We start from the raw sequence: 14,609 nt of genomic DNA on the forward strand, positions 1-14,609 counted from the left end.
GCGGCCCCCCCCCCCCCCGGGCCCACCGGGTGCGCCCCGTGGGACCCCCCCAAAACCTTGCCCCCCCCCCCCCCCCCCGGGCGCGGCGGCGCCCCCCCCCCCCCCCCCCCCCCCGGGGGCCCCCCGCGCCGCGTTTCGTTCCCTGACCGATGACGCCGATGACGCCGGAGCGTGGATGCCGGCGGTGGCCGGTGCCGCCATCAGGGGTCCGAGTTCTTGTTCTGACGATGAGAGATCTGTTTCCGCACCGTGCGCCACTGTGACCGAGTCTGCTCGACCACCTTGTCCCACTGCCGGCGGACTTCGCGGTCGGAAGGGCGGTGGCCCCGACGGATCCGGGTGAGTTCGTCCCGTACTTCTCGTCCCAGTGCCGCCGACGCGACCAGGACGAGCATGGCCGCGAAGAGCGCGGAGATCATCGCGAAGACCGCGCCGACCACTCCGTAGCGTGCTGCGGAGGAGGTGAAGAGACGCGGCATGTAGATGGTCGCGCCGACCGAATAGGCCGCCGTCAGAACGGCGCCGACCACGCCGAAGGGAAGCAGGGCCGACCGGCTGATCCGCTTCGCCGACAGGATCCAGCCGCTCCAGACGAGGAACGCGGCGGTCACCGGTACCTCGCACACCACGGCGGCAAGCCCCAGGGCGTAACCGCCGAGGAGCGCGGAGAGCAGCGTGGTGACCACTGCGTAGCCACCCAGGGTGAGAATCCACCACAAGCCGTTGCGCGTGTTGCGCACGCTCAGGGGCTTGAGTTCCCAGGTCTGTTCGAAGAGTCGCTGCGCGGCTCGCGCGAAACTCAGCACCGAGATCGTCAGGAACACGCCCCCGAAGATGCCGAAGCTGACACTGGTCCCGTCCGTGGCGGAGAACAGCGAGCTGACGGCCGTGGCACCTGCTCCCGTGAGGTGGTAGCGCCCGATGATCTGTTCCGCGGCGTCGTAGTGCACGAAGACGGCGCCGAGGAGGATGGAGAACGGGATCAGTGCCGTCAAGGCGCTGGATGCCAGGGCCATCGAGCGGTCGAAACCCACGATCTTCTGGAAGCGGTTGATGACCCGCAACGTGAAGGCGGGCCGCAGCCAGAACGTCAGTGTTCTGACGAGGCGTTCTCGATTGATCCCCGTCGTCCTGCCCTCCGTGAAGATCAGCACCGTGGTGAGCGACGCGAGCCTAACGGACGGTCGCCGGGCCGACGAAGGGCGACACGAGAAGCGGCCCGCCGACCGCGTGACGGCCCAGGCCTGGAGGGTGCGGAAGGCAGATGCCCGAGGAGCGGCCCTGCCTGGTGGGGGAGGGGCTCCTCGGGCATCCGGGGTGGTGACGGGGTCAGAACAGCGAGTGCAGCAGCTTGTTCGGGGAGCCCGTGCGCGGGTCCACGACCTTGCCGTCGGTCGCGTTGTTCACCAGGGCGTCGCGGACCTGGGCCGGCGTCGCCGTGGGGTGCTCACCCAGGTAGAGCGCGGCGACGCCCGCCGTGTGCGGGGTGGCCATCGACGTACCCGAGATGGTGTTCGTGGCGCCGTCGTTGTCCATCCACGCGGAGGTGATGTCGACACCCGGTGCGAACAGGTCCAGGCAGCTGCCGTAGTTGGAGAACGACGCCCGCCGGTCGGTCCTGTCCGTCGCGCCGACCGTGATCGCCTCGGGGACCCGCGCCGGCGAGTAGTTGCAGGCGTTCACGGGGATGCCGATGAGGATGCCGTTGCCGGCCGCGATCGAGTAGCTGACACCCGACGCGATCGACTTCTTCACCGCGTTGTCCAGGGCGGCGCTGGCTCCGCCACCCAGGCTCATGTTGGCGACGGCCGGCTTGGCGGCGTTCGCCGTCACCCAGTCGACGCCCGCGATGACACCCTCGGTCGTACCGGAGCCGTCACAGCCCAGTACGCGCACCGCGACCAGCTTCACGGACTTGGCGACGCCGTAGGTCTTGCCGCCGACCGTGCCCGCGACATGGGTGCCGTGGCCCTGGCAGTCCTGACCGTTCTGGCCGTCGCCGACGGTGTCGGTGCCGACACGCGCGCGGCCGCCGAACTCGCTGTGCGAGGTGCGGATGCCGGTGTCGATGATGTACGCGTTCACGTTCGACGCGGTCGCGTTGTACGTGTACGTGGTCGACAGCGGAAGGTTGCGCTGGTCGACGCGGTCGAGGCCCCAGGTCGCGTTCGACTGGGTCTCGTTGAGGCGGATGACGCTGTTCTGCTCGACGTACGCCACGCGCGGGTCGGCGGCGAGCCGCGCGGCCTTGGCCTTGGACATCGAGGCGGAGAAGCCGTTCAGGACCGAGCGGTAGGTGTGCTTGGGGGTCACACCCTCGTCGGCGGCGAGATCGGAGACACGAGTGCCGCCGTCCTTCAGGACGACGATCCAGCTGTTCTGTACGGCGGTTGCAGTGGGGGCGAGACGGAGATCGCCGAGCGACGCGCTCTGCGCGGTGGGGGTGACGGCGAACTGGAGACCGGCCGCGAGGGCGACTGCGGGAAGCAGCGCGCCCACACGTATGGAGCGGCGGGCAGTGAATCTCATCTCGTGCACCTGACCTCTCTCTTTGATCGGAACACGACAAACATCCACGTGGCGGAGTGGATGTGCGGCACAGCGTCTCGTGCGGTGATCGAGTACACAAGGGGTTGTTACTGAAGGGTTCAACTCAATGCCCGCGCGTTCTGCGGAATTTGGCGGACATCACCGACATCGGTATGGCGCGTGGGGGTGCCGCGCCCCCGGTGAGGTGTCAGCGCGAATCGCCCGAACCGCCACCTGTCGTGAAGTCCCAGGTCAGCATGGTGAATTCACCCTCGTTCGCGGCACCGGCAGAGCCGTACGTCGCCAGCGCCGGGTCGTTGTCCGTGTCGACGCCGACCCACATGTCGTAGCAGCCGCGCTCCCGGGCGGCCGCGGCGAGAGCCTCGGTCAGCGCCCGGCCGATACCGCGACGCCGGTGGTTCTCCGCCACCGACAGCTCGTACAGGCACATTTCCACGCCTTTGTCCGGATGGAGCATCTCGATGCCGGAGACCATCCCGGCCGGGGCGCCGTCGACATACGCGATCAACATCAGATGGCCGGGGGCGGCGAGGAAGCGCTCCGCCCACTCCGTGCGCGCGGGGCTGTCGTACAGATGCTCGGCGGCGATGAGCTCGGCGACGGTCGTCGCACGGCGGATCACCATGGCAGGGCCCTCCCCTTCTCCCGACTCCCGTCCGTCTCCACTCCGCGTCCCGGGTCCGTCTCCGGCTCCCTGTCCCGGCAGGCCCCGTCATCCAGGCTCCGCGTCTCGGCAGGCCCCGGCATTCAGGGTCCGCGTCCCGGCGTCGCGTACCGCGTCTGGTGTACGGGGACGGTACCCGGTACTACCCGAGGAGGTCGGAGAGTTCCGCCCGGCGGCAGCCGTACCAGGGGCGCCGTCCGCCTAAGGTTTCAAGCATGAAGATCCGACTTCCCCGGCCGGCCGCCGCGCCCCGTCGCCGTGGGCGGTGGCTCGCGGCCGTCGCCGCCTTCGCCGTGCTCGCCGGCGCGGGCACATGGACGGCCGCGGCATCGGAGGAACAGCCCTCCGTGCACCGCGAGGACCAGGTGCTGAGCATGCCCGGGGCGAGGATCGACACCTCCTACTTCACCTCTGGCGACGGCGACGGCGACGGCGGCCGCCGGGCCGCCGTGCTGCTGGGGCACGGATTCGGCGGCAGCAAGGACTCCGTGCGCGAGCAGGCGGAGGCGCTGGCCCGGGACGGGTTCGCCGTGCTGACGTGGTCCGCGCGCGGCTTCGGCGCGTCCACCGGCCAGATCGGGCTGAACGACCCGGACCACGAGGTCAAGGACGTCTCCCGGCTCATCGACTGGCTCGCCGAGCGCCCCGAGGTACGGCTGGACAAGAAGGGCGATCCGCGCGTCGGGCTGACCGGCGCCTCGTACGGCGGGGCGATCTCGCTCCTCGGGGCGGGGTACGACCAGCGGGTCGACGCGATCGCCCCGGAGATCACGTACTGGAACCTCGCGGACGCGCTGTTCCCGGACGGAGTCTTCAAGAAACTCTGGGCGGGGATCTTCTTCACCACCGGCTCGGCAAGCGCGTCCGGACTCACGCCGGACAGCCGCGAGGCCCCGAACAACCGCGAGGCGCCGGACACCCCCGAGGCCCCGGCAGGCACGCAGGCCCCGGCGGACGCACAGGCTCCGGCGGACGCACAGGCCCCGGCCGACGCACAGGCCCGGACGGGAGGCGGGGCCGAGGCGGCCACCGCCCCCACCGCGCCCGCGGCCGCCGCATGCGGACGCTTCCAGCCCACTCTCTGTGCCATGTACGAACGCGTCGCCACCAGCGGCAAGCCCGACGCCGAGGCCCGCACCCTGCTGGAGGCGCGCAGCCCGTCCGCCGTCGCCGACCGCATCAAGGTGCCCGCACTGATCGTGCAGGGACAGTCCGACTCGCTCTTCCCGCTGTCGCACGCCGACGCGATGGCCAAGGCGATCTCGGGGAACGGCGCGCCCGTCGCCGTCGACTGGATCGCCGGCGGGCACGACGGCGGTGATCTGGAGGGCGAGCGGATCCGAGGGCGGGTCTCCTCCTGGTTCGACCGGTATCTGAACGGGGACGAGGCCGCCGGGACCGGCCCCGGCTTCCGGGTCAGCAGGACCGGCGGCGTCGACTCCACGGACGGCCAGGCCACCCTGCGCGGCGCCACCGCCGCCGCGTACCCGGGCCTGCGCGCGGGCGGACGCGAGGTCGAACTCACCGGTCGTCCGCAGTCCTTCCGCAACCCGGCGGGCGCGACTCCGCCGGGGATCTCCGCCGTACCCGGCGTGGGCGGCGGGCTCTCCCAGCTGTCCTCCTTCGGTGTCGGACTCTCCCTCGACTTCCCCGGGCAGTACGCACGCTTCGACTCCGCGCCCCTGGGCCGCGGCACCCGGATCACCGGCTCACCCACCGTCCGGGTCGAGGTCGCCTCGGACAGCGGTGAGGCGGTCCTCTTCGGCAAGGTGTACGACGTCGGACCCGACGGACGCCAGCAGGTGCTCCCCGCGCAGCTCGTGGCCCCGGTCCGGGTCGAGGGCGCCACCGCGGGCAAGGCCGTCGAGCTGACCCTGCCCGCCGTGGACCACGAGGTCGAGGCCGGGCACCGGCTGCGCCTCGTCCTCGCGGCCACCGACCTCGGTTACGCCTCGCCCGCCGCCCCCGCCACCTACCGCGTCTCCCTCGCCGGGCCGCTCACGGTGCCCACCGCACCCGGAGTCACCACCCAGGCCACGGGGCTGCCCTGGTGGGTGTGGGGCCTGCCCGCCGCGGGTGCGGTCGTCGCCGCCGCACTGCTGCTCACCGCGCGCCGCCGGACGTCGGCGCCCGCGCCCGACCCCGGCCTCGCCGACGTTCCGCTGCAGATCACCGGACTCACCAAGCGGTACGCCAAGTCCGCCGACCGGTACGCCGTACGGGACCTCTCCTTCCGCGTCGAGAAGGGCCAGGTGCTCGGACTCCTCGGGCCGAACGGCGCGGGCAAGACCACCACCCTGCGCATGCTGATGGGCCTCATCACCCCTGACGACGGCGAGATCCGCGTCTTCGGACACGCCATCAAGCCGGGCGCACCCGTCCTTTCCCGGGTCGGCGCGTTCGTCGAGGGCGCCGGTTTCCTGCCCCATCTGTCCGGCCGGGAGAACCTCGAGCTCTACTGGCGTGCCACCGGCCGTCCCGCCGAGGACTCCCACATCGAGGACGCCCTCGAGATCGCCGGCCTCGGCGACGCCCTCGCCCGCGCGGTACGCACGTACTCGCAGGGCATGCGGCAGCGTCTGGCCATCGCACAGGCCATGCTCGGCCTGCCGGACCTGCTGATCCTCGACGAGCCGACGAACGGGCTCGATCCGCCGCAGATCCGCGAGATGCGGGACGTGATGATCCGGTACGCGGCCGGGGGCCGGACCGTCATCGTCTCCAGCCACCTCCTCGCGGAGGTCGAGCAGTCCTGCACGGATCTCGTCGTGATGGACCGCGGCCGGCTGGTGCAGGCGGGACCGGTCGCGGAGATCACCGGCGCGGGCGACACGCTGCTGGTGACGACGGCGGAAGAGCTGTCCGCACCGCTCGTGGAGAAGATCGCGGCCCTGCCCGGGGTCGGCTCCGCGGTCGCGACGGACGACGGGGCCGGGCTGCTGGTCCGGCTGGACGGTGCGAGCGCGGCAGGGCTGATCGCCGAACTCGTACGGCTGGACGTGCCGGTGACCGGTGCGGGACCGCACCGGCGCCTGGAGGACGCGTTCCTCACCTTGATCGGAGGAGCATCCGCATGAGCACCAGCACCAGCAGCAGTACCGACACCGGCGCCGGCACCGGCAGCACTGCAGGCATCGGTGGTACCGGTGGTGACACGAGGACGGCGAGCGGCGGCGCGGCCGTGGCGACCGCGCCCGGCTACCGGGCTCGGCACACGCTCCCGCTGCGCGTCGAGGCGGTGCGGCAGCTCAAGCGACGGCGGACGCTCGTGATGGGCGCGATCCTGGCGGCGCTGCCGTTCGTGCTGATCGTCGCCTTCGCGATCGGAGGCACACCGGACGAGCGGGGCGGGGGCGGGGGCCGGATCACGCTCATGGACACGGCGACCGCGTCCGGCGCGAACTTCGCGGCCACCTGCCTCTTCGTGTCGGCCGGGTTCCTGCTGGTGGTGCCCGTCGCGCTGTTCTGCGGAGACACGGTGGCGTCCGAGGCGAGCTGGTCCTCGCTGCGGTATCTGCTCGCCGCACCGGTGCCGCGGTCCCGGCTGCTGTGTTCGAAGCTGGCGGTCGCGCTGGGCTTCAGCGCGGCGGCGATGCTGCTGCTGCCACTGGTCGCGCTCGCGGCCGGCACCGTGGCGTACGGCTGGGGGCCGCTGCAGCTGCCCACCGGCGGATCCCTGGCGACCGCGGACACCTTGCCGCGGCTCGCGCTCGTCGTCGCGTTCATCTTCGTCTCCCAGCTGGTCACCGCCGGGCTGGCGTTCTGGCTGTCGACCAAGACGGACGCCCCGCTGGGCGCCGTCGGCGGTGCGGTCGGGCTGACGATCGTCGGGAACGTCCTGGACGCCGTGACGGCGCTGGGGTCCTGGCGCGACTTCCTGCCGGCGCATTGGCAGTTCGCATGGGCGGACGCGCTGCAGCCCCAACTGGAGTGGGGCGGGATGCTGAAGGGCGCGGCGGTGTCCGTGACCTATGCCCTCGTGCTGTTCGCCCTGGCCTTCCGCGGGTTCGCCCGTAAGGACATCGTGTCCTGACACCGGCCGGCAGCGGCTGCGATTGCCGTGGCAACTTCCCCCTCCGGAACGGCTGATGGAGGTTCCCGCCTCCGTCGGCCGTTGCCGCATTGAGATTCATCCGCAACTCGTTCGACTGCTCCTTCCGGCCGTCTCGCACGTCACATTCACAAGTGCTGACGATGGAGGGGGCGGGGATGAAGATCCGCGGAAAGGCGTCCGCAAGGACGTACAGGGGAGCACTCGTGGCGCTGCTCGCCGGGGCCGTGCTGCTGACCGGCTGCGGCGCGGGAGGGCACACGGACCGCGCGACCGAGGGCGGCGCGCAGCGCGCCGACGACGGCCGACAGGCGCCGATGCCACCCGATGGCGGTGGCCGGCCCGCCGAGGGCGACCGCGGCGAAGGGCGCGAGGGCGAGCAGAAAGACGATGCGCGACGGGACTTGGCACAGGTGCCCAACTACCTCTCCACCTTCGCTCTGGACGTGGACACTGCCTCGTACGGTTACGCCCGGCGCAGCCTCTCCGAGGGCAGGCTGCCGGCCCCGGACTCCGTACGGCCCGAGGAGTTCGTCAACAGCTTCCGCCAGGACTATCCACGCCCCGGGGGCGACGGCTTCTCGGTGACCGTGGACGGTGCCCGGGCGGGCAACGGAGGCGGTGACGGCTGGTCGCTGATGCGCGTGGGCCTGGCCACCCGTGCGTCGACCAGGACCGCCGAACGGCCGCCGGCCGCACTGACCTTCGTGGTCGACATCTCCGGGTCGATGGCCGAGCCGGGCCGGCTCGACCTCGTCAAGGAGTCGCTCGGCATCCTCACGGACCAGCTCCGCGACGACGACTCCCTCGCCCTGGTCACTTTCAGCGGCGAGGCCGAGACACGTCTGCCGATGACCCGGATCGACGGCAACAGGTCACGGATCCACGACATCGTCGACTCGCTGGAGCCGTCCGATTCCACCAATGTGGAGGCGGGTGTCCGCACCGGCTACGACGTCGCCGTGGAGGGCCGCAGGCGCGGCGCCAACAACCGGGTGGTGCTCCTCTCCGACGCGCTCGCCAACACCGGCGAGACCGAGGCCGACGCGATCCTGGAGCGGATCGACAGCTCCCGCCGGGAGTTCGGCATCACGCTCTTCGGCGTCGGAGTCGGCAGCGAGTACGGCGACAGTCTGATGGAACGGCTCACGAACCGGGGCGACGGCCACACCACGTACGTGTCCACGTCGGCGCAGGCCAGGAAGGTCTTCGTCGACCAGCTGCCCGCCCACGTGGAGCTGCGTGCCCGGGACGCCAAGGCACAGGTCGCGTTCGACCCGCAGACGGTGAGGGAGTTCCGGCTGATCGGGTACGAGAACAGGGCGGTCGCCGACGAGGACTTCCGCGACGACCGGGTGGACGGCGGCGAGGTCGGCCCCGGCCACACCGTGACGGCGCTGTACGCGGTACGGCTGAAGGAAGGGGCGAGCGGACATGTCGCCACGGCGACCGTGCGCTGGCTCGACCCGCGGACCCGGGCGCCGCACGAGGCGACGGGCACCGTGGAGGCCGGCGCCCTCGACGGGGACCTGTGGGCGCCGCGCACCGCGCCGCGACTGCAGGTCAGCGCCGTCGCCGCGTACTTCGCCCAGCGGCTCCGGGGCGCCGAGACCCCGGGCGCGCCCCGGCTGGGCGACCTCGCGGAACGGGCCGGGAGCCTCGCGCGGAGCACGGAGGATGCTTCCGTACGCCAGCTGGCCGAGTCGATACGCAGCGCCGACGCGTTGCTCGACTGAACGGGCGGAGGCGGCGAGGGCGAGCCAGGGCGGCCGGGCGAGCCAGGGGGACGGGCGGGCCAGCACTACGAGCCAGGGCGGACGGACGGGCGAGCCGGACGGAGGGAGCGGGCCTGACGGAGGGAGCGGGCATGGGGCCCAGCCTCTCCGCCCGGCCCCGGCCTCTCCGTCCGGCCCCGGACCTCCGCCCGGGCCCTCGGCCTACCAGGTCTGCTGCGCACGGAGGTTGTCCGCGACATGATGTCCGCCATGGCTTCCTTGCTGCTCGCCCTTGCCGTCATCTCCACCGGCCTGTACGCGGGTTTCATGCTGATCTTCCAGATCGGGATCATGCCCGCGCTGGCCAGGCTCTCCGACGACCAGTTCGTACCGGCCATGCGGCGCATCAACGAAGAGGTGCCGCGCGCCGTGTTCCTGGCGGTCTTTCTGGCCGTCGTGGCGTTTCCGGCGGCCGCCCTCGCCGTCCCGGGCGAGGGCCGCTCGGACACCCGGATGTGGCTGATCGTGGCGGGCCTTGTGTGCGCCGTGCTCAACCACCTGATCACGATCGCCGGGAACATTCCGCTGAACAACGCGTTGGCGTCGTCCGAGTCGGCGCCCGACTCGGAGGTCCGCGCCGCCTTCGAGGGCAGGTGGAACCAATTCCATCGCATCCGTACGGCCCTCATCGTCGTCTCGTTCGCCCTCCTCGTCGGCGCCTCGCTGGCGTGACGGAAACCCGACAGTGGCGCACAACCGACTCTCCAAAGGGCGGGTGTCCCGGTACGGTTCGTAGCGGCACACGCGGACAACGTTGTCGTTCTCGGCAGACTCAGCAGACGCGGTTGACTCAGCCGAATCAGCACCGCGGCCGACTCGGCCGACCGAACTTCCGGCACGACGCACGACGCACGACCGACCGCCGGACGAGGCCGGGGGCGGGCTGTCCCGGTCGTTCCCCCACGCCGACGGGGGTCGACTTCCCCCACCCGGGGCAGCCCGTCCCCCTTCCGGACAGGCAGCCCCCCTTCGGGACCGGTTCAGCGGCCTGGCAGGCTCGCACCGCAACGGCCGCAGAACCGCGCGTCCGACTCCGTCGCGAGGCGCCCGCATTCCGCGCACACCCGGTCCAGCAGGCACGCGGGCTCACCGCCCGCCGCCCTCTCCGCACTGGCCTTGATGGTCAGTCCCGGACGCCGACGGTGCACGCTCAGCTGCACCAGACCGTCGGGGCCCGCGTGCAGCCGGCGAACGCTGCCACGCGGCAGCCACACCACCGAACCCGCGACCACGTTCTGCCGGATTCCCTCCAGCTCGAGGAAGCCGCTCCCCGCGGTCACGTACAGCAGCACATCCAGGTCGGGTTCCACATGCTCGGCCACCCGGCCGTGCGGGGGGAGCCGCACCACATTCGCATCGAGCTGCCTCCCCTCCTCCGCCAGCCGCCACAGCGCTCCACCCTGTCCCGCGGGTACGCCACTGGTCAGCTCCGTCAGCCGCGCGAGCACGCCCGGCCGGGAAGACGGCGCCATTACTTACTCCTCCTGCGCTCGACCCCCACCAGATCCACGCCGGACCCCAAAGCCACGCATGCTACTCCGCGTCGTGATCCCGGGGCGTGGGCCAAAGCGGCCATTCCCCTGTGGCCGGACCTGGGCCGTCACCCCGGGTGACGCGCCTCCTCACAGCCCGCAGTCCTCGCGTACGGCATCGAACGGCGGATCCGAGGCCAGATAGAAGTGGCCGCCGGGCACGGTCCGCAACCGGAACGGGCCGCGGGTCGACTCCCGCCAGGCCGCGGCTTCCGCGACCGTCACCCGGGGATCGGCGTCCGCGACGAGCGCGGTGACAGCGCATTCCAGGGGAGTGCGGTCCGTCTGCACGTACGCGCCCAGCATCTCGAAGTCGGCGGTGATCGCGGGAAGCAGCAGCTCACGGAAGTCGGGGTCGCGCAGCAGTTCCGGGTCCGTGCCCCCGAGTTCGGTCACGGTCTCGATGACGGCCTGCTCGCCGCGCGGGACCTTCGGCGACCCGGCCGCCATCAACTGCGGTGCGCGCGCGCCCGACACGATGAGACGGTCCACCGGACGGTCGCGGGCCTCAAGGGCTCGTGCGGTCTCGTAGGCGACGATCGCCCCCATGCTGTGCCCGAAGAGGACGAGGCGCCGGTCGTCGGCCGACGCTGCGATCTCCTCCGCGATCAGACGGGCCATCGGGACGAGTTCCCGGACCGGTTCCTCAACAACGCGGTCGGCGCGTCCCGGGTAGCACACGGAACGGAGCTCGAAATCGGTCAGTTCCTTGCTCCAGCTCTGGAAGAAGAAGGGCCAGCCGCCGGCGTGCGGGAAGCAGACCAGCCGGAGCGGCGCGAAGGCCCGTGGCTCCGCACAGAGCGTCCAGAGCATGTGATCCTCCTGAGAAGAGCGTGGAGCCACAGGCACGGGAGACCGCGCCCGGTCCGCTCACCCTAGACGGCGATCACGGACGGGCCGCGCAGGTGCTGGGGGCATGAGGGGCAGCGCTCTGAGCCGACGGGGGCGGGGTGGTCGGACGGGGTGGGTTTGACCGGGGCGGGGTGGCCCTGCCGCCGGCCCGACGCCGCGGAGTCGCCGTCGCGACGTCGGATGCCCGGCCCGCCTCGTGGGTCAGTTCTTGCGCCCGACCCCGCCGAACATGGCCACCTCGTCGGGCAGCGGCTCACCGTCCGCGTCCGGACGCCAGTGGTTGCAGGACACGACTCCGGGCTCGAGGAGTTCCAGACCGTCGAAGTACTGAGCGATGGCCTCGGGCGTGCGCTGGGTCAGCTTCGGGGTGCCGTGCTCGTTCCAGAACGCCACCGCGGCGTCGACATCGGGCATGGCGGGGCTGGTGATGGTGTGGGTCAGCACCAGGTGGCTGCCGGAGGGGAGCGCGTCCAGGAGGCGCCGGACGATCCCGGAGGCCTCCTCGTCGTCCCCGATGAAGATGACCACGCCGAGGAGCATGAGCGCCACCGGACGGCTGAAGTCCAGCGTCTTCGCCGCCTGTTCGAGGATGGCGTCGACGTTGCGCAGGTCCTCGTCCAGGTAGTCCGTGCTGCCCTCGGGCGTACTGGTCAGCAGGGCACGTGCATGGGCGAGCACCAACGGGTCGTTGTCGACGTAGACGATGCGGGACTCCGGAGCCAGCCGCTGGGCGACTTCATGAGTGTTGTCCGCACTCGGCAGGCCCGTGCCGACGTCGAGGAACTGGCGTATGCCGCACTCGTTCACGAGGTGGCTCACGGCACGTCCGAGGAACTTCCGGTCAGCGAGGGCGTAGTCGCCGATGCCCGGGTGCAGCTTGCGGATCTGGTCCCCGGTCACGCGGTCGACTTCGTAGTTGTCCTTCCCGCCCAGCCAGTAGTTCCAGATGCGGGCGGTGTGCGGCTGCGTGGTGTTGATTCTGTCGCGCAGGTCATCGGAAGCTGCCGGGGCATCGGTCATGGGTCGTCTCCAGTCGGCCTGTCGTGATGGCAATGCACAAAGTAGTGCCTGGAGTTGATGTAAGTGAGACTTGCGGCACAACAAACGATCACGGCATTCCGCGCATCGGGCGGGCGCCGCCAACACCCCGGTCGGCCCGTCGAACTCGGCGCGCCGCCGACTCAGCTGTACGCGCTCGCCCGGCCTTGACCATGGCCCGCCCGTCGTCAGTCGGCGACGTCGACCCCGTAGCTGCGGGCGAGGGCGCCGAGGCCGTCGTCGTAACCCTGACCGACCGCGCGCAGACGCCAGCGCGGGCCACGGCGGTAGATCTCGGCGAGCAGCATGGTGCGTTCGGTGGTCGCGGCGTCGAGCGTGGCCTGGACGAGTGGTGCCGCGCTGGTTCCGGGGCCGGCGCTGATCTGGATGGCGCCGACGTCGCCGAAGGTGGGCGGGCCGTCGATGGACGCGGCGACGACGACCTTGTGGGCGGCGGGCGGCAGGGTGGCGAGATCGATGCTGACGGTCTGCTCGGTCGGCCCGTCGCCGAGGAGGCGGACGGTGCCGCCCGGGTTCTCCGGTGCTCCGTAGAAGACGAAGTCCTCGTCGAAGGAGACCTGCTCGTCCTCGTCGACCACGAGCGCGACCACGTCGATCTCGCAGGCGGTCTGCTGGGCCCAGGACGCCGTGACGGTCCAACGGGCGGCCATGGTCTTCCCGTCGGGCAGATCGATGACACCGCCGCGGGGCATGACGTGTGTTGCCTTCCGTCGGTCGTTTCGGTCGTTGCGCCCGGGCAGCGGGGCGGTGACCGGTGCGTCGAGCCAGCCGACGCCGTATGTGGGAAGGGCGAGGGAGGAGATCCGGCGCATACGGCGGTCCGCATCGCCGCCGGTGAGGAGCACGACGTCGGTGACGCTCGCGGAGAGGTTGATCGCGGCGGCTCCGCCGAGCTCGACGACGCGGGCGCGGGCGGCAGCGGCGTCCGGGTGGGTGCCGCCGAGGACGAGCACGCGACGCCCGGCCAGCGTTCTGACCGGAGCAGTCGGTTCCGCGGGGGACGTGGGTGCGGCCGCCGTGGGTGCGAGTGCGGGTGCGGGTGCCGGTGCGGGTGCCGGTGCCGGTGCGGCTGCGGACATGGGCAGGGGCGCGGCGGCGGGCGTATCGACGGCATCCTGCGGTGTGCGCGCCGGCGGAATGGAGGCCGGTACGGGTGTGGCGGCGGCGGCGGCGGCGGTGGTGACCGTGGCGGTGGTTGGAGTGTGCGGCGTCCCCGGCCGCACGTCGCGCAGCAGCCGCAGAAAGGTGTACTCGTCGACGATGGGAACGCCCTCGGCCGCGGCCCGCCGCGCCTTCGCCGACCCCGACGAGGAGTCGTTGGTGACCAGCGCGCTGGTGTGCCGGCTGACCGAGGCCATCATGTTCAGCCCGGCGGCGACCGAGCGCCCCACCAGTTCGGCCCGCGACGTCGCGGTCTCCCCGGTCATGGCGATCTTCATGCCCTGCACCAGTGGGCCGCCCGGTGACAGTCGCCCCGGGTTGCGGAAGGAGCACGCGGTCTTGGGCGGCTTGGGCGCGAACTGCGGGTCCTGTCGCGGTGGGCAGGCCACCAGCGGCAACGGCAGATCCAGCCGCGCGGCCTCCCGCAGCGAGGCGCGCAGCACTCCGGCCAGCACGCGGGTGTCGTCCAGTGCGTCGTGCGCCCTGAGCTGCCGGACGCCGTAGTGGGCGGCGAGCGTGCCCAGTTTCAGATCGCCGGTCGGCGGGTCGACGCGGCGGTTCAGCGCGAGGGTGCACAGCCGCTGGGAGACGGGCAGCCACATCCGCGCCCGAGCGAACTCGTGTGCGAGGAAGTCGTAGTCGAACTGCGCGTTGTGCGCGACCAGCACCCTGTCCTGCAGCATCGCCCCGATCCGCCCGGCGACCTGGTCGAAGGTCGGTGAACCACTCAGCCGCTCGGCCGTCAGACCGTGCACATGCACCGGTCCGGGGTCGCAGCCGGGTTCGAGCAGGGTGGAGAACTCCCCGGTCTGCTCACCGTCCGGGCCGAGCGTGACCACGGCCACGGACAGCACCCGGTCCCGGCGCGCGACCAGCCCCGAGGTTTCCACGTCCACCAGCGCCCAGTCGAAGGCGTAGTCACGCGGGCCGGACACATCGAGAGCGGCGGATGCGAGAGGCATGGC

The 14,609-nt window shown here is 71.7% G+C and carries 11 protein-coding genes; 4 read left to right on the forward strand and 7 right to left on the reverse strand.

All coding sequences use genetic code 11. From position 1 onward, the window contains the following. Positions 1-200: 200 nt before the first annotated feature. The 3 genes from ACIQMR_RS31870 to ACIQMR_RS31880 form a co-directional block, all read right to left on the reverse strand. Positions 201-1,154, reverse strand: a complete 954-nt coding sequence (locus ACIQMR_RS31870; RefSeq protein ID WP_401394655.1) for a hypothetical protein — start codon at positions 1,152-1,154, stop codon at positions 201-203. Between the two features lie 175 nt (positions 1,155-1,329). Next, positions 1,330-2,529 carry a S8 family peptidase gene (locus ACIQMR_RS31875; RefSeq protein WP_401394658.1) on the reverse strand — a complete coding sequence of 400 codons (1,200 nt, stop codon included), beginning with the start codon at positions 2,527-2,529 and terminating at the stop codon, positions 1,330-1,332. 208 nt (positions 2,530-2,737) lie between these two features. Next, positions 2,738-3,175 carry a GNAT family N-acetyltransferase gene (locus ACIQMR_RS31880; protein ID WP_401394661.1) on the reverse strand — a complete coding sequence of 146 codons (438 nt, stop codon included), beginning with the start codon at positions 3,173-3,175 and terminating at the stop codon, positions 2,738-2,740. A 254-nt stretch (positions 3,176-3,429) separates the two neighbouring features. Between ACIQMR_RS31880 and ACIQMR_RS31885 the strand changes: the two genes are divergently transcribed. The 4 genes from ACIQMR_RS31885 (at position 3,430) to ACIQMR_RS31900 (ending at position 9,712) form a co-directional block, all read left to right on the forward strand. After that, the gene (locus tag ACIQMR_RS31885; RefSeq protein ID WP_401394664.1) at positions 3,430-6,291 is read left to right on the forward strand and encodes an alpha/beta fold hydrolase; all 2,862 of its coding nucleotides are present in this window, start codon (positions 3,430-3,432) and stop codon (positions 6,289-6,291) included. Then, positions 6,288-7,247: an ABC transporter permease gene (locus ACIQMR_RS31890; protein WP_401394667.1), complete on the forward strand. Its 960-nt coding sequence runs from the start codon at positions 6,288-6,290 to the stop codon at positions 7,245-7,247. Before ACIQMR_RS31885 ends, ACIQMR_RS31890 begins: the two co-directional genes overlap by 4 nt. A gap of 176 nt (positions 7,248-7,423) precedes the next feature. Then, entirely contained in the window at positions 7,424-9,001 is a 1,578-nt protein-coding gene (locus ACIQMR_RS31895; RefSeq protein WP_401394670.1) for a von Willebrand factor type A domain-containing protein, read from the forward strand. Between the two features lie 249 nt (positions 9,002-9,250). Then, the gene (locus ACIQMR_RS31900; protein ID WP_401394673.1) at positions 9,251-9,712 is read left to right on the forward strand and encodes a DUF1772 domain-containing protein; all 462 of its coding nucleotides are present in this window, start codon (positions 9,251-9,253) and stop codon (positions 9,710-9,712) included. Positions 9,713-10,020: 308 nt separating this feature from the next. Here ACIQMR_RS31900 and ACIQMR_RS31905 read toward each other — a convergent pair whose 3' ends face one another. From ACIQMR_RS31905 to ACIQMR_RS31920, 4 genes are all read right to left on the reverse strand, one after another. Further along, entirely contained in the window at positions 10,021-10,512 is a 492-nt protein-coding gene (locus tag ACIQMR_RS31905; RefSeq protein WP_401394676.1) for an AraC family ligand binding domain-containing protein, read from the reverse strand. Positions 10,513-10,662: 150 nt separating this feature from the next. Continuing rightward, positions 10,663-11,385, reverse strand: coding sequence for a thioesterase II family protein (locus ACIQMR_RS31910; RefSeq protein WP_401394679.1), 723 nt, complete (start codon positions 11,383-11,385; stop codon positions 10,663-10,665). Between the two features lie 240 nt (positions 11,386-11,625). Next, a complete protein-coding gene (locus tag ACIQMR_RS31915) occupies positions 11,626-12,444 on the reverse strand; it encodes an SAM-dependent methyltransferase (protein ID WP_401394682.1) in 819 nt (272 codons plus the stop codon). Between the two features lie 206 nt (positions 12,445-12,650). Continuing rightward, positions 12,651-14,606: a TerD family protein gene (locus ACIQMR_RS31920; protein WP_401394685.1), complete on the reverse strand. Its 1,956-nt coding sequence runs from the start codon at positions 14,604-14,606 to the stop codon at positions 12,651-12,653. Positions 14,607-14,609: the final 3 nt, after the last annotated feature.

It is taken from the genome of Streptomyces sp. NPDC091376 (assembly GCF_044757085.1).
In the GTDB taxonomy this organism is placed as follows: domain Bacteria; phylum Actinomycetota; class Actinomycetes; order Streptomycetales; family Streptomycetaceae; genus Streptomyces; species Streptomyces pratisoli.

Coding starts and splice junctions, on each gene's coding strand:
- ACIQMR_RS31875 (WP_401394658.1), bottom strand. CDS start 2,529: ATGAGATTCACTGCCCGCCGCTCCATACGTGTGGGCGCGCTGCTTCCC.
- ACIQMR_RS31880 (WP_401394661.1), bottom strand. CDS start 3,175: ATGGTGATCCGCCGTGCGACGACCGTCGCCGAGCTCATCGCCGCCGAG.
- ACIQMR_RS31885 (WP_401394664.1), top strand. CDS start 3,430: ATGAAGATCCGACTTCCCCGGCCGGCCGCCGCGCCCCGTCGCCGTGGG.
- ACIQMR_RS31890 (WP_401394667.1), top strand. CDS start 6,288: ATGAGCACCAGCACCAGCAGCAGTACCGACACCGGCGCCGGCACCGGC.
- ACIQMR_RS31895 (WP_401394670.1), top strand. CDS start 7,424: ATGAAGATCCGCGGAAAGGCGTCCGCAAGGACGTACAGGGGAGCACTC.
- ACIQMR_RS31900 (WP_401394673.1), top strand. CDS start 9,251: ATGGCTTCCTTGCTGCTCGCCCTTGCCGTCATCTCCACCGGCCTGTAC.
- ACIQMR_RS31905 (WP_401394676.1), bottom strand. CDS start 10,512: ATGGCGCCGTCTTCCCGGCCGGGCGTGCTCGCGCGGCTGACGGAGCTG.
- ACIQMR_RS31910 (WP_401394679.1), bottom strand. CDS start 11,385: ATGCTCTGGACGCTCTGTGCGGAGCCACGGGCCTTCGCGCCGCTCCGG.
- ACIQMR_RS31915 (WP_401394682.1), bottom strand. CDS start 12,444: ATGACCGATGCCCCGGCAGCTTCCGATGACCTGCGCGACAGAATCAAC.
- ACIQMR_RS31920 (WP_401394685.1), bottom strand. CDS start 14,606: ATGCCTCTCGCATCCGCCGCTCTCGATGTGTCCGGCCCGCGTGACTAC.